24 protein-coding genes are annotated in these 21,954 nt (G+C 57.8%); 10 read left to right on the plus strand and 14 right to left on the minus strand.

Annotated elements, in window-relative coordinates; all coding sequences use genetic code 11:
* Nucleotides 1–56: 56 nt before the first annotated feature.
* A complete protein-coding gene (locus tag QTL94_RS16170) occupies nt 57–761 on the plus strand; it encodes an autoinducer binding domain-containing protein (RefSeq protein ID WP_065690312.1) in 705 nt (234 codons plus the stop codon).
* Here QTL94_RS16170 and QTL94_RS16175 read toward each other — a convergent pair.
* Nucleotides 758–1,090 carry a transcriptional repressor TraM gene (locus tag QTL94_RS16175; RefSeq protein ID WP_065690466.1) on the minus strand — a complete coding sequence of 111 codons (333 nt, stop codon included), beginning with the start codon at nt 1,088–1,090 and terminating at the stop codon, nt 758–760. The two genes, QTL94_RS16170 and QTL94_RS16175, sit on opposite strands and share 4 nt — an antisense overlap.
* Nucleotides 1,091–1,356: 266 nt before the next feature.
* Between QTL94_RS16175 and traI the strand changes: the two genes are divergently transcribed.
* Nucleotides 1,357–1,983 carry an acyl-homoserine-lactone synthase gene (gene traI / locus QTL94_RS16180; protein WP_065690313.1) on the plus strand — a complete coding sequence of 209 codons (627 nt, stop codon included), beginning with the start codon at nt 1,357–1,359 and terminating at the stop codon, nt 1,981–1,983.
* A gap of 98 nt (nt 1,984–2,081) precedes the next feature.
* On the opposite strand, the gene QTL94_RS16185 is transcribed toward traI, so the two are convergent.
* Nucleotides 2,082–2,819, minus strand: coding sequence for an autoinducer binding domain-containing protein (locus tag QTL94_RS16185; RefSeq protein ID WP_244499426.1), 738 nt, complete (start codon nt 2,817–2,819; stop codon nt 2,082–2,084).
* Between the two features lie 233 nt (nt 2,820–3,052).
* Complete coding sequence (locus QTL94_RS16190) at nt 3,053–3,802, minus strand: response regulator transcription factor (protein WP_083199281.1); 750 nt, start codon at nt 3,800–3,802, stop codon at nt 3,053–3,055.
* Between the two features lie 681 nt (nt 3,803–4,483).
* Between QTL94_RS16190 and QTL94_RS16195 the strand changes: the two genes are divergently transcribed.
* The 3 genes from QTL94_RS16195 (at nt 4,484) to QTL94_RS16205 (ending at nt 6,940) form a co-directional block, all read left to right on the plus strand.
* Nucleotides 4,484–5,173: a response regulator transcription factor gene (locus QTL94_RS16195; protein ID WP_065690316.1), complete on the plus strand. Its 690-nt coding sequence runs from the start codon at nt 4,484–4,486 to the stop codon at nt 5,171–5,173.
* Nucleotides 5,170–6,564 carry an amidohydrolase family protein gene (locus tag QTL94_RS16200; protein WP_065690317.1) on the plus strand — a complete coding sequence of 465 codons (1,395 nt, stop codon included), beginning with the start codon at nt 5,170–5,172 and terminating at the stop codon, nt 6,562–6,564. Before QTL94_RS16195 ends, QTL94_RS16200 begins: the two co-directional genes overlap by 4 nt.
* A 157-nt stretch (nt 6,565–6,721) precedes the next feature.
* A complete protein-coding gene (locus QTL94_RS16205; protein WP_065690318.1) occupies nt 6,722–6,940 on the plus strand; it encodes a hypothetical protein in 219 nt (72 codons plus the stop codon).
* A 46-nt stretch (nt 6,941–6,986) separates the two neighbouring features.
* Here the strand turns inward: QTL94_RS16205 and QTL94_RS16210 are convergent, their stop codons facing one another.
* The 9 genes from QTL94_RS16210 to QTL94_RS16250 all read right to left on the minus strand — a co-directional run bounded on the left by QTL94_RS16210 (nt 6,987) and on the right by QTL94_RS16250 (nt 15,915).
* A complete protein-coding gene (locus QTL94_RS16210; protein ID WP_289802550.1) occupies nt 6,987–8,357 on the minus strand; it encodes an MmgE/PrpD family protein in 1,371 nt (456 codons plus the stop codon).
* A gap of 10 nt (nt 8,358–8,367) precedes the next feature.
* Nucleotides 8,368–9,465, minus strand: a complete 1,098-nt coding sequence (locus QTL94_RS16215; protein WP_065690319.1) for an ornithine cyclodeaminase — start codon at nt 9,463–9,465, stop codon at nt 8,368–8,370.
* 95 nt (nt 9,466–9,560) lie between these two features.
* Nucleotides 9,561–10,415 (minus strand): carbon-nitrogen hydrolase family protein, encoded by an 855-nt coding sequence (locus tag QTL94_RS16220; RefSeq protein ID WP_083199282.1) that lies wholly within the window; start codon nt 10,413–10,415, stop codon nt 9,561–9,563.
* Nucleotides 10,412–11,065 carry an RraA family protein gene (locus QTL94_RS16225; RefSeq protein ID WP_065690467.1) on the minus strand — a complete coding sequence of 218 codons (654 nt, stop codon included), beginning with the start codon at nt 11,063–11,065 and terminating at the stop codon, nt 10,412–10,414. The genes QTL94_RS16220 and QTL94_RS16225 overlap by 4 nt, the downstream gene beginning before the upstream one ends.
* Nucleotides 11,066–11,091: 26 nt before the next feature.
* Nucleotides 11,092–11,958, minus strand: coding sequence for a TauD/TfdA dioxygenase family protein (locus tag QTL94_RS16230; RefSeq protein ID WP_289802551.1), 867 nt, complete (start codon nt 11,956–11,958; stop codon nt 11,092–11,094).
* 116 nt (nt 11,959–12,074) lie between these two features.
* Entirely contained in the window at nt 12,075–13,160 is a 1,086-nt protein-coding gene (locus tag QTL94_RS16235; RefSeq protein ID WP_289802552.1) for an ABC transporter ATP-binding protein, read from the minus strand.
* Nucleotides 13,157–13,960, minus strand: a complete 804-nt coding sequence (locus QTL94_RS16240) for an ABC transporter permease (RefSeq protein ID WP_289802553.1) — start codon at nt 13,958–13,960, stop codon at nt 13,157–13,159. Before QTL94_RS16240 ends, QTL94_RS16235 begins: the two co-directional genes overlap by 4 nt.
* Nucleotides 13,957–14,856, minus strand: a complete 900-nt coding sequence (locus QTL94_RS16245) for an ABC transporter permease (protein ID WP_065690323.1) — start codon at nt 14,854–14,856, stop codon at nt 13,957–13,959. Before QTL94_RS16245 ends, QTL94_RS16240 begins: the two co-directional genes overlap by 4 nt.
* Nucleotides 14,857–14,865: 9 nt before the next feature.
* Entirely contained in the window at nt 14,866–15,915 is a 1,050-nt protein-coding gene (locus QTL94_RS16250; RefSeq protein ID WP_065690324.1) for an ABC transporter substrate-binding protein, read from the minus strand.
* A gap of 446 nt (nt 15,916–16,361) precedes the next feature.
* Here QTL94_RS16250 and QTL94_RS16255 point away from each other — a divergent pair, with 446 nt between their 5' ends.
* The 5 genes from QTL94_RS16255 to QTL94_RS16275 all read left to right on the plus strand — a co-directional run bounded on the left by QTL94_RS16255 (nt 16,362) and on the right by QTL94_RS16275 (nt 19,394).
* Nucleotides 16,362–17,375 (plus strand): porin, encoded by a 1,014-nt coding sequence (locus QTL94_RS16255; RefSeq protein WP_065690325.1) that lies wholly within the window; start codon nt 16,362–16,364, stop codon nt 17,373–17,375.
* A gap of 216 nt (nt 17,376–17,591) precedes the next feature.
* On the plus strand, nt 17,592–17,909 hold the full coding sequence (locus tag QTL94_RS16260; RefSeq protein WP_065690326.1) for a hypothetical protein: 318 nt from the start codon (nt 17,592–17,594) through the stop codon (nt 17,907–17,909).
* 8 nt (nt 17,910–17,917) lie between these two features.
* Nucleotides 17,918–18,322, plus strand: a complete 405-nt coding sequence (locus tag QTL94_RS16265; RefSeq protein WP_065690327.1) for a response regulator — start codon at nt 17,918–17,920, stop codon at nt 18,320–18,322.
* Nucleotides 18,319–18,906 (plus strand): hypothetical protein, encoded by a 588-nt coding sequence (locus tag QTL94_RS28460; RefSeq protein WP_502944144.1) that lies wholly within the window; start codon nt 18,319–18,321, stop codon nt 18,904–18,906. Before QTL94_RS16265 ends, QTL94_RS28460 begins: the two co-directional genes overlap by 4 nt.
* Nucleotides 18,879–19,394: a hypothetical protein gene (locus QTL94_RS16275; RefSeq protein WP_289802554.1), complete on the plus strand. Its 516-nt coding sequence runs from the start codon at nt 18,879–18,881 to the stop codon at nt 19,392–19,394. Before QTL94_RS28460 ends, QTL94_RS16275 begins: the two co-directional genes overlap by 28 nt.
* Here QTL94_RS16275 and QTL94_RS16280 read toward each other — a convergent pair.
* Nucleotides 19,391–20,008: a LuxR C-terminal-related transcriptional regulator gene (locus QTL94_RS16280; protein WP_065690330.1), complete on the minus strand. Its 618-nt coding sequence runs from the start codon at nt 20,006–20,008 to the stop codon at nt 19,391–19,393. The two genes, QTL94_RS16275 and QTL94_RS16280, sit on opposite strands and share 4 nt — an antisense overlap.
* The gene (locus tag QTL94_RS16285; RefSeq protein WP_065690469.1) at nt 20,005–21,393 is read right to left on the minus strand and encodes a sensor histidine kinase; all 1,389 of its coding nucleotides are present in this window, start codon (nt 21,391–21,393) and stop codon (nt 20,005–20,007) included. The genes QTL94_RS16280 and QTL94_RS16285 overlap by 4 nt, the downstream gene beginning before the upstream one ends.
* Nucleotides 21,394–21,954 lie beyond the last annotated feature (561 nt).

Here is a 21,954-nt window from a genome sequence, read left to right on the forward strand (position 1 = left end):
TCCTGACAAATGGACAGGAAACGAGGTTCCTAAGTCAAGAATTAGGGGAATTGGCCATGGATGCAGACCTCCGCTCTCTCATAGATGCATTGGAAGCCGCTCAAAACGAACACTCGATCAAAACGGCGCTTCGAAGCTTTGCGGAAGCTTGGGGATATGATCGTTTTGCCTATGTGCAGACACAAGGTCTCGACATCAGGACGTTCAATTCATACCCCCAATCCTGGGAGCTTGCCTATCTCCGTCACCAATACTCTTGCATCGATCCTGTCATAACAGAGGCGAAGCGTAGAGGGGAGATGTTCTCCTGGAATGCGGACGACTGGTCGGCTCGTGGTTCTTCCCCGCTCCGGCGCTTCCGGGATGAGGCGATCGGCCACGGAATTCGCTGTGGCACTACAATCCCGGTGGCAGGCAGTTTTGACACGACGATGATGCTGACCTTTGCATCGCCTGAGAGAAAGCTCGGCAATTCAGGTGCGCTGGAGATTGCGAAAGCACTGCAAATCGTGCTGGCGGTGCACTATCGGCTGAAGATGATTTCCGCACCAACTGCGGTGACGCCGAGCCAGGCGCTTTCCCCTCGCGAAATGATATGCCTGATGTGGGCGATCAAGGGCAAGACGGCCGCCGAGACTTCGATGCTCACCGGCATCAATGCCCGAACGGTGCAGCACTATCTTGATAGCGCCAGGCGAAAGCTCAACGCCCGAACGATCCCGCAACTCGTGGCCATCGCCAAGGACGGTGGCCTGGTCTAGTCGTCGCGGTCCACTGCTGGGATGAAGCCCAGTGCATCCACTATGTCCGAAAGCGTTTGTTGTTGAAGAGCGGATTTCGCCTGCCGCGCCATGTACTCGTTCTTTAGCGCCTGTCGGATTGAGCCGGATACAAACGGATCGCTTTCCGCACGGGTCCACTCCTCGTAAACGAGCTGATCCGCTGCCAGGAGCTGCCGGTGCTCGAGGAGCGCTGACACAGCCATCGCCTCGAGCTCTGACCTGTCCATCGTCTCGAAGCGAGCGCTCGTCTCACTGCGGTTTTGCTCGGATCCCGAATCCGCGATCAATTTTTGCTCCGCTTCATTCATTGCCCCACCGACAGGGATCGTTCGCACACCCAGTGCGCGCATATCACAAGGCAGGTGGAATCAGTACTCGCATTTATCAAAGGATTATTCTTGACGGCCTATCAAATCCATTCTTGGCCGCTTCGTCTCGTCTCGCGCGCCGGCCAAGGTTCACCCATTGGCCACCCCACGTTAGCCGCCGAACGACTCGCAGATCTGCGGGTAGACCCCTGTCGGCGTGCCATGCAGGGTCTTGGCGACATTGATCCGCGAGAAGGGATTGAACCATGCAGGTGATTGCCATTCGCAGGCCCAGTACTTCCGGCGGCCTTCGTCTCCTCGAACAAATGCATCGCCTGCGTGCGCGCATCTTCGCGGGACGCCTCGGCTGGGCCGTGGATTGCACGGATGGCGAGGAACGCGACGAGTTTGACCAGCTGGAACCCACATACATTCTTGCGCTCGACGCTAACGGCGATGTCGTGGGGTGCGCGCGCCTTTTGCCTGCGACGGGCCCCACCATGCTTCAAAGCGTATTCCCACAATTGCTTCATGAAAGCCCGCTACGATCTCATTCGCACATGATCGAGAGTTCCCGCTTTTGTGTAGACACAGCAGCCAATCCAGAGCGTCGAGGGCGCCTGGTTCACGAGGCAACGCTCACGTTGTTCGCCGGGATTATCGAATGGTGTATTGTCAATCGATATACTGAAATCGCAACGGCAACGGACATCCGGCTCGAACGGCTCCTCAATCGCTCGGGCTGGCCATTCCGCCGGCTTGGCACCCCCGTCCTCATCAACGAGACACTCAGTGTAGGAGGTTTACTGGCGGCCGACCCATCGGTACTGGAGCGATTACGCTCGCCCGGATACATATCAGACTTCTATTGCAGCACGACACGCGCAGGGTGACCAGCCGCGCACCTTCGGGTATCTTACAGCTACGCGCACTACCAGCCTCAAGGCGAGCCATTCGAGGTCACGCGCGCCCCTCTGACTGCAAACCCGCGTCATATCAAACGCAGTTCCACGGCAAGGGCAAGTGCCTGCTTGATATTGCATACGTTCAGCTTGGCGCGTACGTTATCGAGGTCCCAACGGACCGTGTGGTATGTCAACCCTGCAATCTGCGCGACGTCGCGCATCGACTTTCCGGCCGCGATCCAGCGGAGACAAAGTACTTCCCGATCGGTGAGGCCAGGGCGCCTGCGCGTCGCTACCGATCCGCCTGCGGTGCCAAGGCGTGTGTGGAGGTAAGCAACCGCTGTCACGGCAATAGCGCATTCGCAATCTCGCAAGGCATTGGGACGCAAATTGTGTTCGGATGCAAAGGTCAACATCGCCACTTGCCCGCATGAGCCCCACACGGGGACAGTCAGGCCGGCCCTGATGCCAAAGGCGGACGCGGCATCCCAGAAGCCGCGTTCACTCGCCGTGCTGCGTCGCCTCTGCTCCTCTACGCTCCATTGGAATGACCGCATGACCCGCTTGGCCATGGTAACCACAGGATCAACTACCATGTAGGAACGACCGAAATATATGGACTGCCATTCGGCCGGATAGTTGGAAACTGCAAACGTCCTGGCGCTACTGCCGTCCAGACTTAAGTAGGCAAAGTGGTCGAATTCGTGCCTCGTGCCGGCGTCTGCAAGCGCATGCGTCAGCGTGTCTTCTGTGGAGATGGAAAGCGCCAAGTCAATGATTTCACCAAACAGGGTTCGTAAATGCATCAGCGCGTGCTCCCCCAAGCAAGTTCCACAGCTGTCCGGCAGCCATGGCGGCCTTTCGCGATTGGTTCGTCCTTGGCGATCGCCCTCGCAATCAAAGCTCGCAACCCGGCGGCGAGAACCAAAACCACTTAAGTATTCTAGGTTGGCGACATTCACGCCGCAATTGAAAGGGTGCGCCAGCAACAAAACTTAACAATGCCGAGCTCTGTCTAATCGACTAGGGTGCCGTCATGCCAAGGCGGGGACGGAATTCAGCGTGTGGTGACTTTTGCGGTCAACAGATATCCGCCGAGCCTTACGGTCTTGAGCAGCTTTGGCCGTTGCGGATCAATCTCGATTTTTCGACGAAGACGACTGATGTGGACGTCGATGCTTCGGGCGACTGGCCCCGCAACACCGACGTAGGTTGACGCCAGCAATTCATCTCGGCGCATGAGACGCCCGGGGTTGCGACAAAATGTAAGCATAAGATCAAACTCTGCAGCAGTGAGATTGATGATCTGGCCGTCGGGCCCCCGTAGCACGCGCTCGCCAGGATTGAGACGAAAACCCGAAAATCCAATCTCGGTGACCTGCTGAAGCAGCGCGTTGGCATATCCACTGCGCCGCAACAGGCTTTTTATCCGGGCTATGAACTCAGGAAGGGACACGGGTGCAGGCATGCAATCATCTGCGCCGACACTGAGGGCAGAGACCACGAGGTCGGGGCGATTTGGTGGAAGAAGCAGTAGTATCGGAACTGTTTCGGTGCTGCGGACCTGGCCGCAAAAACAGATGGCGTCTTCGGACGACAGAACGGCATCGACAACCAGGAGATTGTAACGTTGCCGGTAGAGCCGTCGGCGCAGCTGGAGCCGCGAGCTTGCAATCGTTGCGCTCATTCCTGCCTGCACTATGGCCTCGTGCAAAGCAAGCACATCGACACCACGCAGATCTGCTATGATCACTCGAGGACGAAAGACATCTTCTCTTCTATCAGGCAGCAAATCTGAATCGGACATTTAGTTAGCACGCTACTCATATTGGCAACCCATCTATAGTTGCAACGAATATGCTTCGTGCCAACTGTCATATCTGTTGGTTGGCCCACTATTCTGCCCTTCATCAATCAAACCGCGAGTTGGCAGAGATTTCCACTGGGGCCCCGTGTGCCCTTGACTGCCTACTGCGTTGTCCCTGGCTCGAGAAGCAACGTGCAAAATCGCAAGTCGCTCCCTCTGTTCGATTAGAACCCCGCCTGAGACGTCTCATTCGCGGATAGCTTTGTATCCTCGACGCCGACGTCCCCCGCCAGACGACGCGGGCAGGAGACACTACGGCATCTTAGGCAAACCGAGGGGATTGATGCCGCGTCGGCCGCGCCGTTGCGGGTCGCCGGGGCGACAGCCAGCGGGTTCGATGTTGTGAATTCTTGTGGCTTCGCGCACATGACGATCTCCAGATGGTGGACGGCTCGTCTGATGATTGCTGGAGGCGTAAGCGAATTGCCAATCCCATGACGGGTCCATTCATTCACGGTCGATATCAATGGACCGCCCCCGCGATGTCATCTCAATCATCGCCGGCGGTGTCGATCGCCGATGAAACATTTCTTAACCGTAGTACGCGATCGATCGCTTGATACGACGCGTTATGCGTGTAAGTGTAAGATCGAAAACACAACAAGAGCGGCATTTTCAACCATGAGACCGACGATCGTTATCGGATGCGGGGACGCGGACCTGTGCTTTATCTCGCGTCATATTGTTGAACACGCGGGATTCTCGGCAAGCCTGCAAGTACAACCCGATGACATTGTTTCCGGCTGCCGCGCGGAAGATGTCTGTGCCTTGCTGATCGACGGCAGAACACCCGCAGCACTTGCAATATGCGAACAGATCAATGGATTCCGATCGCACCGCGAAATTCGGATCGTCGCGTTGGTGGATGCGAAGGCTCACCGCCAGGCGCTGGCGCTTCTCAACGCCGGAGCCGATGAGGTCCTGATCCGGCCCGTGCCGCCCGTTCTCTTGCTGCATGCCTTGACATTTACAGGGGCCGCGGAGCGGCTCGTGCATGGAGACATCGAAATGGACGTGTCGGCGCGGCGCGTCTGGCGGGCCGGTTGCCCGATTTATCTTCCAAGGATTGAATTCGCGATCCTTCAGCAGCTCCTGTCAAACGTGGACAGGGTGTTCGGCCGTCGCGACATCATCAAGTGCTCTTGGCCCGCGGGCGTCTTCGTGGACATCAAGACAGTCAACGTCCATGTTGGACGACTACGACGGTTCCTTGCCATGGATGGAGCTACCGATCCCATCCGATGCGTTCGCGGCATCGGTTATGGCTTGCGCTCCGAAGATGAGCGGGAACCTGAAAATAGAACGCCATGAATCCGGACATTCTGATCACCAATGGACGCGTCGTGCCCGGCGACGGCGCGACCGTCCTTGACCCCGGCAGTGTGAGGATCCGTGGCGATCAGATCATCGAAGTCGGGGAAGGGCGCACGGAAAGCAGGGCCGAGACTTTCGTCATCGATGCGGCGGGGCACACTGTCATCCCAGGTATCATCAACGCGCATGCCCATGGTTGCGTCTTCGGTCCAAGCATGCCGAGCGGATCACCTCCGTTTACCGCCAATGATATTGAGTATTTTCGTAACCGCCATCTCATTTCCGGCACCACAACACTTCTGAACGTGTGCGGACTGGCTCTTCCTGCCGAGATCGATCGAAACCCGCCGGTCGGACATCCACTCGATATCCATGTCACGACCGCGCACACGCCGAGCAACATACAGGCGGCATTGGCGATTGACGGTAAAGGGTTGAGACAAAAGCACCGCTCCGCGGCGATGGAGACGATGATCGATCGCGGCGCCAAGGCACTCGGCGAGGCCGGTGGTGGTCAGACCCTTGGCGGAGGTGCCCAGGATTATCGTTTCATCCCGGAGGCCGTGTTTGCAGCGACCGGTACCAATCTCCCACCGAAATATGCTCGCGCGCTGAAAGAAGCCATCCTCGGAAGATCATTGACCGGAGAGGGGGCTAGACCCGACGACATACCCGCTTTGCTGGCCGATTGTGGACTGGCGGCAAGCATCCGCCCAGAAGAGATCATGCACCTGATTAAGAGGACGGTCATGCCGCCCGTCAAGTTGTCCTTGCAAGGTTTGGAGGAAATTGCCGCAGCCAGCGAGCGATATGACTTGCCTGGGATATTTCATCATGCGCTGCCGACTGCTCAGACCCTGATACGGTTGGCCGAAACCTATCCCAGAGCACGGATGGTGGCCGCGCATGCCAACCACCCGTCATTCGAACCAGAGGAGTGCGCTTCTTATGCCCGTCAACTGCGCGAGCACGGCACATTCATCGATGTCTCGACACTGGACTGCATTTCGACGCGTTGGCGCAACGACCCGACAAACTTCGATCGCCTGATCGAGGAAGGACTTGTTGACACGCTCTCGACAGACTTCGCCGGCGGTGACTGGGACAGCATCCTGGATGCGATCCAACGCATCGTGAAACGGCGAATGCTGGTACTCCCGCAGGCAATCGCGCTCGCAACGGGCAATGTTGCGCGAGTCTTTCCAGAACTCGCAGGCGATCGAGGGCGGTTAGAAAACGGGAAGCGAGCCGACCTTGCCATTGTCGAGAACCACAATCTGGCGCGAGTTCGGCACGTACTCATCCGAGGGCGGGTCGTCGTATTCAATGGTGCTAGAATAGGATCTTCGCACTTATCTGATTGTTCACAGACGGGTTGCGCCAACTAGATCTAAGCAGTGTGTTGGCCGCACCGAAACGGCGAAGCTCCGTTCAGCTATTGGCCCATCTCCGTTGCCGGGCACCCGACCAACTAGGTCGACGCGCCGTTGCGTTCGTCATACCACGCGGATAAAGTACTTTCGTAACACCAAGAGCGGGTATGCCATGACCGAGAAGAACATGTTTTGGGAACAGGATGGTATCGACCGTGGCTGGTACTATGCAAGGAACATCGGTTCCGTCCGCAGCGCTGTGAGCTGGAAACCCGGTGGGTGGTGGTTCCTCGCGGAATGGCTGCCCGACACCGAGGAACACGACATCGGGCCATTCAAGACAAAAGCTGCCGCGATGGCTGAAGCAGAACGCCTTGCTGCCCAGCACTGAGCAATGAAACCCTTCAAGCGCTGACAGCCGTAGAGTCAAAACGCCGCTAACAACTAGACTGAACCACCGGTATGCTTTGCCTGTTGTTGGCAAGTTCGCAAAAGAGGGGCTTCTCGTCTCCGGCTGCCAGCGTCAGGATGGCATCAAGCCACGCCTGTTGGTCGGAAACCGTCATTGTGGTTCTCGTCAGGCGCCGAAACTTGGCTTCGAGCCCATGCCAAAGTAACGGCATTCTGGGATCCCCGAGGGCACCACCCAAGTCGGACACGAGCGTGGTCTTTCTGGTTTCAATGACCACACGCGCTAGCGTCTCGGAGGGGAAGAGGTGATCAGCGTCACCGTGGACCGACAGCCTCACCTTAGCTGCGAGGTCAATCAGATCTGGTCGACGCAGGCAAGCGGTGGTTATCGGCAACAGCGCGTCGGCGCCATCAACGATGGCGATCGCGACGCAATAGGGAAGGCTATATTGGACCTCCACCAGGTTTTCGGGTTCAAGCCGATTTCCCAATCTCAGGGCCCACCCGAAGGTTTGAATGTCGATCGAGACAATATGACCAGGTTTGACGTGATGCCGTTCGACCAATTCCAGCAGGCGGTCGAGGGCGGGGTGAATATAACGGCAGCACGCGTAAGGCTTGAAGTAGGTTTCCGAGATTTCCCATCGCTGCCCCAGTCCAGCGAGGATACGATGAGGATCGTAGAAACCTGAATGGTCGAGCAGGTCCAGCGGCCCGGTATGACCGTACCGCGCGAGCTCGATTGCCATCACTCCGGCTGCGCTGCTCCAGGCAATGCCTTCCTTGACGTCGTTGCCGGTGAGCGTCGAATAGCCGGAACTACCATTTGCCTGTTGGTTGGGTGCAAGGACACCGGCGATCGAGAGTGCCTCTGCCACGGCAGGCGGCTCCAATTTGAAGAGGGCAGCCGCCGTCGCCGCCGTCGCCATTGATATCCAACGGCCTGACTGCCGTGTTGGAATGCCTGACGGATTTTGAGCTGCGGCCACTCGGACGCCGACGTCATAGCCGGCGACGATCGCCGCAATGACGTCATCGGCGCCAGAACCACTCGCAGCACCAAGGGTAAGTGCCGTCGTCACCACACCGGAACCTGGATGACCGCGGGCGGCGCGGTGCCCGTCGTCGATGTCGAGAGCGCAGGCTGCAGCCGCATTGCAGAAGATCGCGCCCGCCGACGTGGATGTCTGCCCGGCAAGCCAGATCGGTGCGCGTCCACTTCCGAATATTTTCGGGGCTGCCTGGCGCGCCGCCGCCGGTCCATTCGATCTGTGTCCGGCGAGCGCAGCACCGATTAGATCGAGAATACAGCGCATAACGACATCGCGAACCTCCGGGGGAGGCTTGCGCCCGGCAATGGTCGCAATGTGTTCCGCTAGAACCTCGGTGAGATACATTGAACTTCCCTCAGGCAGATCCAGAGCCGTGAGCTTGTTGCCGAGTGACCTCGGTACACCTGATGTACTTTTCATAAGACGCCTGAGCCACATAAAGGTCGAGCATTGGCAGGCCGACGCATGTCACGCAGGTAGGATGATCTTTGGCAGCATCCCAGCTTCCAGGTGACGAGAGCTCGCGGATACCGACAAGCCGTCCAATCTGCTCAAGTGACAGGCCCTGCCTGGAAAAGTGCAAGGCGATGCTCTGCGAGTTTCGGCGAGAAACGGTTCCCACATCATCGCAAACGACCAGACCTGTCCGCAGCACACGCTGCAGATAAGGCGCCGGCGCCTCGTCGCCGCCCAGGTGCAGTGTCAATGCATGCGGATCAAGTTCGCGGTCCTCGAACAGCGGTTGTCTTGCATTGGTAGCCGTAATGACGAACCGGCATGAACTCAAAGCCGTGTTGTCGTAAACAGGCCTCAGCGGGACAGCGACATGATCCGCCAACTCTTCGAGAATCCGGTCGACACCTTCGTTCGACCGGCCGCGGATGACGATCTCCTCGATCCTGTCCCTGAAACGAAAATCGAGGCATTGGATGATGCTCCGGGCAATCGGACCGGTGCCAAACAGAAAGACGGATAGCCTGTCGGTTTCGCGAGTGAATTCGCCCATGACGGTTGTCGCGTAACTACCTGTACGGCGTGCTGACAGGAGCGTCCCGTCTAGCACGCTCAAGAGACGCAGGGTTCGCTTCTCCAGAAGCAGGATCGTCGAAGTCGACCTTGGGAGGCCCAGGTTGCGATTGAAAGCATTGGCACCAATGACTTTTACCCCGCCGTAGCGATCGTTGACACTATAGAGGCAGGAGAGCTTCCAACCGAGCCGTTCGCTTTCGAACTGTCGTCTGAAAGGCGCAACGCTTTCGGTTTCCCAGAAGCTCTGCTCCGGCAACGACAGGACTGATTTCCCCCCGAATGCGGCTCCTTTGCGGATATCATGCCAGGCCGCGTCCGTTGCACCCAGCAATTCCTCCATGGTGAGATCCGCCCCTGCAGCGGTGATCTCCTCGAGACTGAGAAATCTCACATCGTCAGTCGTCCACACAGCAACGTCGGGCATTTGCCAATCCTCCTCCTGCTCACCGAGGAGTCTATCGGCTTGCTGGGAACGGAGGGGTGAAGCTTTGATAAAACTTTGGCCAAGTGATGCCGCGCCTAAAGGCGGGCCAACTTTATGTGGAGCGCCTTGTCATCCAGAGATCGGCGATGCTCTGACATCGGAATGAGACGCCTGACTTCGTTCAGCCGATGTGGGTTGATATGTGCATGCAAGACTGTCGGATATTGCCCGGCCCTCGCGATGACCGTACCCCATGGATCGCAGACAAGCGATCTGCCAAATGTTTCACGACGAGGACCGTTGGGCATCTTGTAGCTGCCGCATTGCCCGCACGCCAGAAAGTAGACCTGATATTCGATCGCTCGTGCCCTGCACAGAACTTCCCAATGCGCGCGACCTGTCTGCCGGGTAAAGGCCGCGGGAAGGACGAAGAGATCGACTTGTTCATCCGACAGTCGATCGAAGAGTCGCGAGAAGCGAAGATCGTAGCATATAGCGCACGCAATCCTGTAGCCGTTCAGCTCGTAGATCAGCAGATCGTCACCCGGTGTTACGATCGCGGATTCCGCGTAAACCGCTCCGTTGGGCGCCGTGATGTCGAAGAGATGAATCTTGCGATAGAGCCCGACATGTTCGCCGCGAGAATTGAAAACGACCGTTGTGTTGTACACCGTGCCGTCGGCCCTGCTTCGCTCCATGAGGCTGCCAGCATGCACCCAGACACCGTGGTCCCGAGAGAACCGCTGGACCATCCGATAAGCGTCCCCGCCCGGAACGAAATCCGCGGCGCGGCGTTTGTCGTCCGGCGTGCCACCCATCCAGTCAAAATGCTCGGGTAGGATGATGAGGTCGGGCGCACCGGCCATGGCCTCGCCCATCAAGCGCTCCGCCTGGCGAAGGTTCTGCTCGCGGTCGGGCTGCGAGTTCATCTGAATTAGCGAGACCTTCAAGACATGCTCTCCTGACGAAAATCAAAGATGGATCGGCCCGCCGCCAGATGCAGGCGAACGGCGTTTGAACGATCCTGCCGGACGCGCGCGGCGTCCGCGATGGTAGACATGCGGTGCGTCTCGGCGACAAAGACGCCTTCACTGTCGGCAAGCACGGCATATCCAGGCAGAACGGCAGCACGACCGCAGGCGATGGGAACATTCAGCGAGCCGCCAATGCAAAACTGTCGGTTCGTTGTTGTGGCGGAAACGCCGCGGCACCAGACTGGCAGGCCGATGCCCACGATCTCATGGACATCGGTACAGGGACCGTCGATCACGATGCCCGCCGCCCCCTTCGCCTTGGCCGCAGTGGCGACGCCACCCCCGACGCAGGCGATGTCATCACCATCGACGCGAGAAATCACCAGCACGTCGCCGGACATCAATTGATCAATCGCCTTGTAGATAATCACGCCGTCGCGACTGGGCGCCGCAACGGTCACGGCGACCCCGGCCACGCGAGCGGGGAAAAGCGGAAGGATATTGTTTCCGACAAATCCAAGATGCTCGACATGGCCGATGGTCGCCGTTTCTACCGATGACAGGCGTTCGACAAGATCTGGATGCAGGGGTGGATGGCGCTCCATCACGTGGTAGGACGTTGTCATCAGATAGCTCTTCATTGGTTTGTGCTTCAGACCGGCCGTTCGCCCGATGTTGTCGTTCGATGCATGATGCGCACGTAAGCCGGGTCGAAGGAGTCGCGCCGGTGCATGGTGCAACGATTGTCCCACATCATGATATCGCCTTCGTCCCACTGCTGCACGAAGACATGCTTGGTGTTGGTGGTGTGATCCCACAGCTCGGACAGAAGCGCATCGCTCTCGTCTCGGCTCATTCCGACGATCCAGGCGCCCTCAATGGTGCCGCCAAGATAGAGCGCCTTGCGGCCCGTCTCGCCATGACTGCGAACGAGCGGATGTACGATCCCGCTCCATTCGCGGAAGTCCTGGCTCTTCGGCGCGGTCTTGCCGAGGCGCAACTTTCCGGTCTTGTCATAGACATTCTGGAAGAAGATCTGTCGTCCCTCGACGGCGGTTTTCAATACCGCGGGAAGCGTTTCATAGGCTATGTAGGTCGACAGGAAATATGTGTCGCCACCGGATGGCGGGATCTTCACGGCGCGCAGAATCGCGCCGGCCGGCGGCTTTTCGTAGAACCAGGTGTCGGTGTGCCAGGTGGCCTCGCTGTTGCCCATCGCACCGCTTGGCTTGCCGTCCTTCATCGCATTGCTGATCACGAGGATCTCGGGATGCAAGGGATGGCCACCCTCCTGAAGTTGTTTCGGGTGAATGACAAACTCTCCGAAATGGCGGGAGAACTTGACCTGCTGCTCGTCGGTAATGTGGGTCTGTTTGAAGCGGATGACGCCGTACTGGAGCCAGTACTTTCGGATATCGTCGATGTCCCGGCTGTCGTACTGATCGAAGTCAAACCCTTCAATGTCCGCGCAAACATTGCTCGCATGCTGGATGGCCTTAAGCCGTTCTTTCATAAGCATTTTCAATCTCCTGTCATGACCTCGTCCTCGAGGTCATGATCACGGTAGCTGGGCAGGGCTGGACGACTCCAATATCAATTCAGCGACATTGATAGGCGCGCCCTATCGATCCCCGTTTAGTCGGAAAGGAGCTTCACTGATTGTGGTGCAATGGCAAAGCTTGCGACGTCGCCAACGCTCGGCAGCGCGTCCGCATTCGCCGAACCGACCAGGACCGTTAGAACCGAGCTTGGACCAACCGCGACGTGAGCCTCCAACGAGGCCCCGAGATTGACGATCCGTCTCAAGGTGCCGGATATCACATTTGACCCTGCGGGAGCCGAAGCGTCCCCCGACAGCAGCAGGATGTCCTCCGGTCGGACAACACAGTAGCGCGCAATGTCGCCGTCGCATTCTCGAGCGGCACGCAAAGTGACACTACCGCCAGCAACCACGACCTCCGACCAGGCGCTGCATCTAGTCGATTTCTCGATTTGCAGGATGTTCGACTTGCCGATGAAATCAGCAACGAATGTCGATGCCGGATCGTGGTAAATCCTTGCCGGGTCGCCTTGCTGGGCGATGGCACCCTTCCACATGACGACGATACGATCAGACATAGCCATCGCCTCCTCCTGGTCATGGGTAACATAGACAAAGGTCATGCCGAGCTGCTGCTGGATATCCTTGAGCTCAGCGCGCATTGCCTCACGCAGCTTGAGATCGAGGTTCGACAACGGTTCGTCCAACAGCAGAACGGAAGGCCTTGGCGCCAGAGCGCGAGCCAGCGCAACACGTTGCTGCTGACCGCCGGAAAGCGCCTTGGGGTAACGGTCCGCAAGCGCCTCTAGATGAACGCTTTGCAGGGCGGACGTCACGATCGGCGCAAAATCGGCTTTCGCCATGCCTTTCATCTTGAGGCCAAAGGCAACGTTCTCCGCCACCGTCATGTGCGGGAAGAGGGCGTAGTTTTGAAACACGAGTCCGAGGTCTCGTCTTTCAGGCGGGACATGCACCTGGCTTCGCCCGCGGATCCTGATGTCGCCGTGGGATGGCCGGTTGAAACCCGCCATCATATTGAGCGTCGTCGTCTTTCCGCATCCGGAAGGTCCAAGGATGCTGACAAACTCACCCTTGGGAATTTGCAGATCGATATCCTTGACGACTGAGACAGGGCCGAAGGATTTGCTGACGGAGAGTAGTTCCACGTCGAAATTGGTCATTTGCTGCCACCATGCAGTTGGGCGGAAAAACCACCTAGTTTTTCGAATGTGAGGATCACGGCCAGAATGAAGGCCATCGATGCGACGTTCACCGCCGCCATGACGGGATCCAGGCTGTACTCGAGATAGTTGATGACCGTAATCGGAAGGGTCGTATCGACTGGTCTCACCAGAAAGACGGAGAGCGGGATATTGTTGAACGAGATGATGAAGGCGAACGTCATGCCGGACAGGAGGCCAGGTTTCACTGCCGGCAGCAGGATGAAACGGGCGCATTGCCATCGGTTCGCGCCGAGGATCTGGCCGGCGCGATAGAGATTGCCGTCGAAATTGGCAATCGACGTTGCAACCATGCGAACGACGAAGGGCAGCGCCAGGACCGAGTGGGCAGCGATCAGCGCTTGTGTGCCCAGCACCGATTGCAGGCCGATCATCGAGATGAAGAGCACGATCGCCACGCCCTTGACGATCTGCGGGACTGACAGCGGCGAGAGGATCGCCGCCATCAACGCATCGCTGCCTGGTATCTTCTCATAAACAACGAAATAGGCGGCAAGCATGCCGATAACGCCGCTGATGGCCGAAACCGCAAGGGCAATTCTGACGCTCAGCCAGAATGGCTGCAGCCAGCGCTGAGCGACAATCTCGCCATACCACTTGGCGGTCCATTCCCATGGCAGGAAGGTTATGTCGGCTGTCGGACTGAGAGATGCGGCAACGACCACAAGCAGTGGCAGTGTTATGAACGCTAGCACCGTAGCCAGGGCGACCCAATAGGATGCAGAGATCAATCTGTTCATGGCTGCGCTCCCGTTTGCCCATTGCGCCTGGCGCGTTGGGCCGCCTCGAAACGAATGCCCGCGTAGGAGATGCCAAGCATGAGGATCAGGAGCGCATTCGCCATGACGGCCGCGAATGGCCAGTCGATATAGAACAGCACCTGCTCCGAGATCATTGTTGCAAGGACCTTGAAGCCTGCACCGCCGAGCAAGGCAGGAGTGGCGTAGGCGCTTGCCGCCATGGTGAAAGACAAGAGAAACGAGCTGACGAGACCTGGCACCGATAGCGGGAGCAGGATGTAGCGCAGCACGGCATGCCGAGGCGCCCCAAGCATCTGCGCGGCACGCTCGAGATTGTCATCGATACCCTGGATGCTTGTTGTGAGGGACAGGATGGCGAAGGGCAGCACGACGTGAGTCAGACCGACGACGACGGCGAACAGGTTCTTCGACAGCGGCAATGGCGACGAAATCAATCCGAGCTGGATGAGCGTATCGTTGATAAACCCCCGATCCTCGAGAATGATGAGCCATCCGTAGGTCCTGAGCACGACGCCGGCGAGCTCCGGGGCAAGCGCCAGGGCGAAGATCATCGAACGCCACCGACTTGTGGAGCGTGCCAGATAATAGGCCACCGGATATGCAAGCAAAGTCGCCGACAGCGCGACCAAGCCAGACATCAGGGCCGTTCGCCAGAAGCCTCGCAACGACAGTCCGTCGGTCAGAAATCGTGCGTAGTTGTGCAGCCCAACGCCACCAGTCTCCGTGTCGTGGAAACTGATTGCGATCATCATTCCCATCGGCAGCGCAAAGAAGATGACCAGCAGGCACATCGCCGGCGACAAGCCGAGGATTGCCGTGAAATTTCTGCGGTGGGCCGTCGGCGAAAGAGAAAGATCCAATGAAACGGTGCTCATGTTCCCCCCTCAGTCCGCATGCGCGACGACATCGCGCTCCCACTGATCTGCCCACTTGGGCAGACGCTTCGTGACGACCGACAGGTCAGGCAACATCAGGGATGCGAGATCGGCCTCCGATGTGATCTGGCGGGCCCTGATGTCCGCGGGGACATCTATGTCTGTGCGAGCACTGCCCACCTTGTATCCGCGCACCCACGCTTCCTGGCTCGTCTTCTCGAGGAAAAAATCGATGAACTTTTCGGCCGCTTCCTTGTGGTCCGCCCCGGCTGGGATGTTCAGCGTCGCGACGAGGGGGATCGTGCCCTCCTTCGGTTTCACGTAGTCGACCGGGAGACCACTATCGACGAGCAGTTGCGCGCGGCCATTCCAGAACGGCATGGCCCAGACGGTTCCATCCTTGATGTAACTCTCGAGGATGGCCGAGCTCTGCTCGAAGCCTATCGACTGCTTGGCAACCCCGGACATTGCCTTGAAGCCGGGATCGAGATTGTCGACGAGATCGCCGCCATTCATCACCGAGAAAACTTCCACCAGGTACAGCGCCATGATGTTTTGGAAGTTCGGAAGCACGATCTTGCCCTTGAGCTCGGGAGACGCCAGTGCTGACCATGAGACTGGTGCTGCCGGCATTTTGTCCTTTCGATAGAGAAGCGACATGTACTGAACTTCGTGCACGGCACCGCATGGTCCCGCCGTGGCTGAAATCCGTGGCGACAGATGCGTGAGGTTTGGAATGGTCTCGGTGTCGAGCTTTGCAAGGACACCATCCTGACAGCCCTGGAGGGATTGCGATGCCGTCATCACCACGACGTCGAAACCAGGGTGGCCTTTCGTCGCCTTGATCTTGGCATAATCTTGGGAAGCGGAGCCTACCGCATCGTAGACCACCGTGATCCCGGTCTTTGCCTCGAAAGGTTCAATGATCGCCTTGCGGATGATGTCCTCGTAAGGCCCGCCGTAGCTGTTGACTACCAGTGTCTCGGCGCGCAGTGGACCGGCAAGAGCGGAGAGGGCGAAAGCTGACGACAGCGCAAGAAGGCGGCTGGTTTTTCCCATGAGTGAAATCTCGCTGTTGGTGTTGTTCCCTCCAGCATGGTCCTTCGGGCGGCGAAGGATGGTCCAATATCGAATTGCAAGGATTCATGCCTGCTGCCTATCAATCGGCGGGCCAAGCAGGATCCGATGACACTCCCGGTCATCGTGATGCGCGTGTCGATCCCCACGGGGCCCGCGCGTAACGCTCATTCAGTTTCCTTATAAATGCTCGTAAAATCGAATTGGTAAGCGGCCTCGTTCCGTAACAGACAATTCCCGTCGCTTGGGGAACATGCCGATCAAAGGCCACGACTGGTACTGACAGAACGCGTTCGCCTTGGAGGAAGGCGACGGACAGGGCATACCGCTTCGCGACCGGGCACTCCCGAATCTTCACAAAACAGGCACGCGTCGCCGGCTTCCGGCCACGAGAACTCGTGCCCTCTCGAACCAGTTGGATAACAAGAATGAAATCAGCACTATTGATAATGGGGATCAGCGCGTTGCTGGGAACGGCCAGCGGCGCGGTGGCTGCCGATGCGATATTGGCAGCCGAACCAGAGGGCGTCGAATACGTCCGGGTCTGCGACGCCTTTGGAACCGGATATTTCTACATCCCGGGAACCGAGACCTGCCTTTCCGTTGGGGGCTATATTCGAACCGAGGCCCGGTTCGGTCGCAATCGATCGGGGACATCCGACTACTCGCTCTGGACCCGCGCTCAGACGACATTTTCAGCAAAGAGCGACACGGAATTCGGCCCGCTGACCGGTGTCATCACGCTGAGAGCCAATGCCGAGAATGCCACGTCGAATGTTACCCTTCTCCAGGAAGGCTTCATCGACATCGCAGGCCTACGGGCGGGAATGCAATATTCCTTCTGGGACGACAGTCCCTCCGGTGATACAGATGTGGTTTCCTCCAACAGTACGATCCACAACTCGCTGCGTTACCTCTTCACTGGCATCGGCGTCAGTGCAGGGATATCGCTCGATGAGCTGGAAGAGCGATATGACACGAAGCCAGGCGAGGGGCCGAACAACCTCGGGGTGACGGCCCAGCTCTTTGCAGAATCCGGCCCCGTCAGCGGCTATCTGCTGGCCGGCTACGATACGGACACGCAAGAGGCTGCGATCAGAGCCTTCGCCTATGCCGATATCGGCCCAGGAGAGATTGGCATATATGGCGTATGGGCAAGCGGAGCCAATTACTACTACGAAGAGTCCGCATGGACCGTTGGTGCACAGTACGCGGTCAAGGTAACGGACAAGCTTTCACTGACACCCGGCTATCAGTATTTCAGGAAGACAGAGATGGACAGCAGCGGGTCATTCGGCGGTGCCAACGCTTGGAAAGCCGGTCTCACGACAGACTACAAGATCGCGACAAACCTCGCCACCAAGCTGTCTGTTCAGTACTACGATGTTGATGACGCAGACGGCCAGGTGCTTGGTTTCCTGCGTTTGCAGCGAACGTTCTGAACCTTCATCGGTTGCGGGAATACGGCTTGTCTCCTTTGCGAGATTTGTGCATTCGAGAGGCCGGCTCCAAGACCATCGCGAGCCGGCCTTTCTGCGAGAAGATCGCACATCCAGTCCGGACCAACGAGTGTCCATTTGCTGCACCTAAGACCTAAGTCCGTGTCGGAAGCCTGTGACTTGTGATTGAGTGTATGAGGTTGATCACGAGGAAGTCGGATGTCGTTAGAGATGATCGTTCAGCTTCAAGAGGCACGCCTGGCATTGCCATTGCTTGATCGGGAGCAGCGGAAGGTGCTTATGTCGCGGGTAGTTTGCGAACTGGATGCCTTGCGAGAAGATGTGCTGTGGAAGGTCAAGCCCGGCAAGTGCTTTTGGCTAGACAATCTGGTCGCCATCGTATCCGCGTCAACCCACGAGATTGCTTCAATGAGTGACGGTGAGTTCCAGCACCTGCTGACGGAGCTTGAGAAGCTGGTTGCAACGCTGGATGGCCTGGGGCCGAAACCCAAGCTTACAACGCAAACCTTTCACTAGGAGCTGCCATGCGTGTCCTCATTGTGGAAAATGAACCAGCTCTCGCGCAATTGGTCGAAGACGTCGCGCTGGCAGAAGGATTCGAGATTGCCGGCATCGCAAGGAATGCCACAGAGGCGTTGGAGTTGGCGCCGGAGACTGACATTGCCATTCTGGATGTGTCTCCGGCCGACCAACTGACAGGGCGAGAGCTTGCCAGGGAACTAGTCAACAGATTTGAGATCGGTGTCATTCAGCTGGCCGGCGACTCTCACAGTATTGCGAACCAAACGGCGGCCGATGAAGCCAAGGGGCCACCAAATGCCCAAAAGATCGTGGAAGGTCTGAGGCTGGCAGCAATGTGGCGGCGCAAGATCCGCTCGCACCCTCGTCCAGACAAGGCACGGGATAAATACTCAGGAAACCTGCAGTGACAGCGGAAATGCCACGCTGGGCCTTTATGTCAAGCTTCGGTTCCCGACGCTTTGCTGCAAAGCCCGCGTATCTGCCTGAGCCGATCCTCGGCTTCAATCAGCCGTCGAAGAATGTCGGCATCGCCGGCTCCATCATCGTTCTCGAAGAACTGACCGAGCAGGGTCATTGGACTGACTTTCAGCTCCTTGCAGATCAGGACCAGAACGGACGCCGACATGCGGTTACTGCCACGCTCGTATTTCTGGATCTGTTGAAACGAAACGCCAAGACTGTCCCCAAGCTCTGCTTGAGAGATGCCACGCGCCAGTCGAATGTTCAGAAGTCTGTCGCCAATCTCTTCGTCTATCTCAGCCGTGCTGTCTGTGTTGATCCGAGGCATCGATGCTCCGTTCAATCGAGGGTCAATGAATCGTCGATGAGCCACAAACGTCATATCAGCAGCCGATCTGAAGTCGAGGCTTTATGCCGTCGGCCCGGCGAACCAGCTTCAATGTGCATGGAGATCTCAAGCCGCCTGCTGTACAATTGTGACCTGCCAGAATTAGGATTCGAGCAATGGACCTCTCAAAGCGAAACCTCGTGAAAACGATCGTTGTCGGCACTTTCGCTGCCGCGCTCTTTCCTGTTGGCCTGCTCGATGCTCTTGCCAATAGCGGAAATGGGAATGGGAATGGCAATGGCAATGGTGGCGGGAACGGCAACGGGAACGGGAACGGGAACGGGAACGGGAACGGGAACGGGAACGGGAACGGGAGTAGCAACGGGAATGGCAATGGCAATGGGAATGGGAATGGGAACGGAAATAACGGCAACGGCCAGGGAAATGGCGGATCGGCCGGGTCTGCTGCGACGACCTCCGCCCAGCCTGATGATGCCTCGACCACTTCATCTCGTTCGGTAGCCGAGGCGACCAGAAGTGCTGACGGATCGATACGCGTGCGGCACCGCAATGGCATAACCGAGTCCATCGTCAACGGCCGCTACACGATAAAGGATCAAAAGGGGCGAACAATAAACGATCGGCTAGCCACAAAAGCGGATGCCAGCCGTCTCAGCAGATATTTGCGCTAGGCTCGCTTGCTCCACCTGATTGCCGCTTCCGTCCTGTTGGTTACATCCAGTTTCAGAAAAATTTGAGTCAGGTGATGCTTCACGGTCTTTTCCTGAAGATCGAGGCGCCGGGCAATATGCTTGTTTGACAGTCCTTCGGCCACAAGATCCATAACCTCCCGTTCACGCGGTGTCAGTTTACCCTGCAACGCCCCCTCGAGCGTGTTTTCATGAACCTTGGCAGACATGGAAGGGGAGACAACCTTGGACCCTGAGTATACCTTCCGGATGGCGTCGGCCAATCCTCGCGACCCGACTCCCTTCAAAACATAACCGACAGCGCCACGCTGCAGCGCTGACGCGAGTGTGTCGACTTCCTCATCGGCGGTTAGCATAATGATGCGGGTAGATGGGCTAAGAGCGAGAATCTCGCTGATTGCGTTGAGGCCGCCCCCGGGCATCGAAACGTCCACCAGAAGAATGTCGGGACGATCAGAAAGCGCCAACTTAGCGGCGTCCTGCGCGGTCGAACCCTCGCCGATGATGATGAAGCCCTCAACTTCCGAGAGGCTGCGCACGACACCTTCGCGAAAAAGCGGGTGATCGTCGATGACGCCGACGGTAATCGCATTCATAGTTGCTCCACATCAGTTGCCTGAAGCGACATGGACACGGTCGTCCCGCCGTGGCCCGTATTTATTTCGAAAACGCCCCCGAGGCTGTCTATGCGTTCTCGTAATCCAGCGAGACCTATGCTGGTGGGCCTGACCGTGTCCTGATCGAAACCCTCCCCTTGATCGCGGACCTCGATATGAACCATTCCCTCACACAGCCTGGCAGTCACAGACTGACGCACTCCGCCCCCATGGCGATAGGCGTTGTTGAGCGCTTCCTGCGTGAAGCGGTAAACACATATCTTTATTGCCGCCGCAAGACTTGATCCATCGTCTTCGACGTTCACCTGGACCGTACTCGATGTCCTGGTGGCATGGGCATCGACGACGCGCTTGAGGATTTCACTGTACGAGGCGTTTTCGATTTGTGGAAGCACCAGGCCACGACAGATGGCGCGGATTTCCGCCATCGCTTCCGCAAGGCTCGATCGTATCCAGGACAGTTCCTTTTCGCGCGTTTCCGTGCTCGTTCGGGGATGTGTCAGCAGTTCGCTGTCGAGCCTCATTGAAGCGTAAGCGATATGTTGCGCAGGGCCGTCATGCAAGTCTGCCCCGACGCTGCGAAGATACCGTTCATTAAGCTCTGCAGCGCGCTGCGATGCGCGTTTAAGGCGCCGCTGGAGTGCCTGGTTTTCCGAAAGCAGCGCCGACAATTCCGAGATCTTGCTCCTGAGCTCCGTCCGCTGTTTCTCAATCAGATTGCTGCCCCGGAATACGATGGCTGACAAAGCGAGGAAAAAAACTGCTGTGAGCCCAGCTACCGAAGCCCACGTCGAGACGCGAGCACTGAGGAGACTGTCGCTGAGACCTTCAGCGGTCTCGTAGAATTCAAGCACTGCGACCGGCTGCCCAGACCAGGGCTGCAGGACTGGGTTGTAAATTTCCATGAGCGGCTTTCCAAGCCTTCGTTCCTCCTGGCTTTCCGGATCTTCCGCGACCTCGTAATGCGCGACAAGCGCTCCCTCGAAGGCTTGGCCCAGTTTTTCGTTGACCGGGAAGCGCCGCCCCACGAGATTTTTGTCATTTGAATAGAGTACCGTTCCATCGCCGCGCCACAACTTGAACGAAACGAGACGCTTTCCAAGTGCTCCCTGCATAAGCGCTTCATCTAGGGCTTGTGCGCTGCCTTCGTCCAGGACCCTTTCCGTCTGCATGTCGGGAAGGATGGGAGCGACGACACTATCCACAAAGAGTGCCGTCGTCGCACCCGTGTGTCGGATGACAGCTGCTTCGATGACGTGCGTCAGAATGGTCCCGATGACAAACATTGTCACGATCGAGACCACACCTCCGGTAACAAAGAACTGTGTCGCAAGGGAATAGGGGCGTCGGCTTAACCGGGGCATCTGCTTCTTGTGGGACTGATACCCGACAGACATGGCACTACCTCGGAAAAAGTCCACAAGAAGCGGTTATATGATCAGTCATCAAAGTCATGGGCCGACCATCGGGACGCGCAGCCGCTCGTCGGTGGAAATGAAGGGGCGAGGAGCGTCTTTGCTCGGGCGGGGACACCATTCCTTCGTAACGAGCTACGTGCAATGTCGTTCCGTTTCATCGCTCCGAGGCCCGACCAGAACAAACAGCGCGGCGTTGAGCTGCCTACAAGGCGATAGTCGCAGGTATCGGCGATTTGGGACTTCAGTCGGATACCATGGCGAGATTGTTCCGTTATTTTAGCACTGGACCTTGCACGGAAAACTCCGGTGACCGTCGAGGTCGGAGGGTTCGCATGTATCGAGTAGCGAGCCCTCCTGTCACTGGGAATGATCAGACTTCCACATCCGATCTCCTAGGTCATCTCGAACTTTTCGTAACGGCAAAGGCCGCGACAACTCTGCCAGCCGGTAAACCCCGATTACGGTGCTGTTGCTTTGTTTAAGCCCATGCGAGCGGCCACCGCACCT

It is taken from the genome of Rhizobium sp. S96, from assembly GCF_030382195.1.
GTDB lineage: Bacteria > Pseudomonadota > Alphaproteobacteria > Rhizobiales > Rhizobiaceae > Rhizobium.

What these genes read in the sequence shown, in the direction of transcription:
- QTL94_RS16240 (WP_289802553.1), bottom strand. Translation starts at nt 13,960, where the DNA reads ATGAACAGATTGATCTCTGCATCCTATTGGGTCGCCCTGGCTACGGTG.
- QTL94_RS16175 (WP_065690466.1), bottom strand. Translation starts at nt 1,090, where the DNA reads ATGAATGAAGCGGAGCAAAAATTGATCGCGGATTCGGGATCCGAGCAA.
- QTL94_RS16205 (WP_065690318.1), top strand. Translation starts at nt 6,722, where the DNA reads ATGACCGAGAAGAACATGTTTTGGGAACAGGATGGTATCGACCGTGGC.
- QTL94_RS16260 (WP_065690326.1), top strand. Translation starts at nt 17,592, where the DNA reads ATGTCGTTAGAGATGATCGTTCAGCTTCAAGAGGCACGCCTGGCATTG.
- QTL94_RS16250 (WP_065690324.1), bottom strand. Translation starts at nt 15,915, where the DNA reads ATGGGAAAAACCAGCCGCCTTCTTGCGCTGTCGTCAGCTTTCGCCCTC.
- QTL94_RS16235 (WP_289802552.1), bottom strand. Translation starts at nt 13,160, where the DNA reads ATGACCAATTTCGACGTGGAACTACTCTCCGTCAGCAAATCCTTCGGC.
- traI (WP_065690313.1), top strand. Translation starts at nt 1,357, where the DNA reads ATGCAGGTGATTGCCATTCGCAGGCCCAGTACTTCCGGCGGCCTTCGT.
- QTL94_RS16275 (WP_289802554.1), top strand. Translation starts at nt 18,879, where the DNA reads ATGGACCTCTCAAAGCGAAACCTCGTGAAAACGATCGTTGTCGGCACT.
- QTL94_RS16170 (WP_065690312.1), top strand. Translation starts at nt 57, where the DNA reads ATGGATGCAGACCTCCGCTCTCTCATAGATGCATTGGAAGCCGCTCAA.
- QTL94_RS16190 (WP_083199281.1), bottom strand. Translation starts at nt 3,802, where the DNA reads ATGTCCGATTCAGATTTGCTGCCTGATAGAAGAGAAGATGTCTTTCGT.
- QTL94_RS16200 (WP_065690317.1), top strand. Translation starts at nt 5,170, where the DNA reads ATGAATCCGGACATTCTGATCACCAATGGACGCGTCGTGCCCGGCGAC.
- QTL94_RS16255 (WP_065690325.1), top strand. Translation starts at nt 16,362, where the DNA reads ATGAAATCAGCACTATTGATAATGGGGATCAGCGCGTTGCTGGGAACG.
- QTL94_RS16265 (WP_065690327.1), top strand. Translation starts at nt 17,918, where the DNA reads ATGCGTGTCCTCATTGTGGAAAATGAACCAGCTCTCGCGCAATTGGTC.
- QTL94_RS16280 (WP_065690330.1), bottom strand. Translation starts at nt 20,008, where the DNA reads ATGAATGCGATTACCGTCGGCGTCATCGACGATCACCCGCTTTTTCGC.
- QTL94_RS16285 (WP_065690469.1), bottom strand. Translation starts at nt 21,393, where the DNA reads ATGCCCCGGTTAAGCCGACGCCCCTATTCCCTTGCGACACAGTTCTTT.
- QTL94_RS16195 (WP_065690316.1), top strand. Translation starts at nt 4,484, where the DNA reads ATGAGACCGACGATCGTTATCGGATGCGGGGACGCGGACCTGTGCTTT.
- QTL94_RS16230 (WP_289802551.1), bottom strand. Translation starts at nt 11,958, where the DNA reads ATGCTTATGAAAGAACGGCTTAAGGCCATCCAGCATGCGAGCAATGTT.
- QTL94_RS16210 (WP_289802550.1), bottom strand. Translation starts at nt 8,357, where the DNA reads ATGTATCTCACCGAGGTTCTAGCGGAACACATTGCGACCATTGCCGGG.
- QTL94_RS16245 (WP_065690323.1), bottom strand. Translation starts at nt 14,856, where the DNA reads ATGAGCACCGTTTCATTGGATCTTTCTCTTTCGCCGACGGCCCACCGC.
- QTL94_RS16225 (WP_065690467.1), bottom strand. Translation starts at nt 11,065, where the DNA reads ATGACAACGTCCTACCACGTGATGGAGCGCCATCCACCCCTGCATCCA.
- QTL94_RS16215 (WP_065690319.1), bottom strand. Translation starts at nt 9,465, where the DNA reads ATGCCCGACGTTGCTGTGTGGACGACTGACGATGTGAGATTTCTCAGT.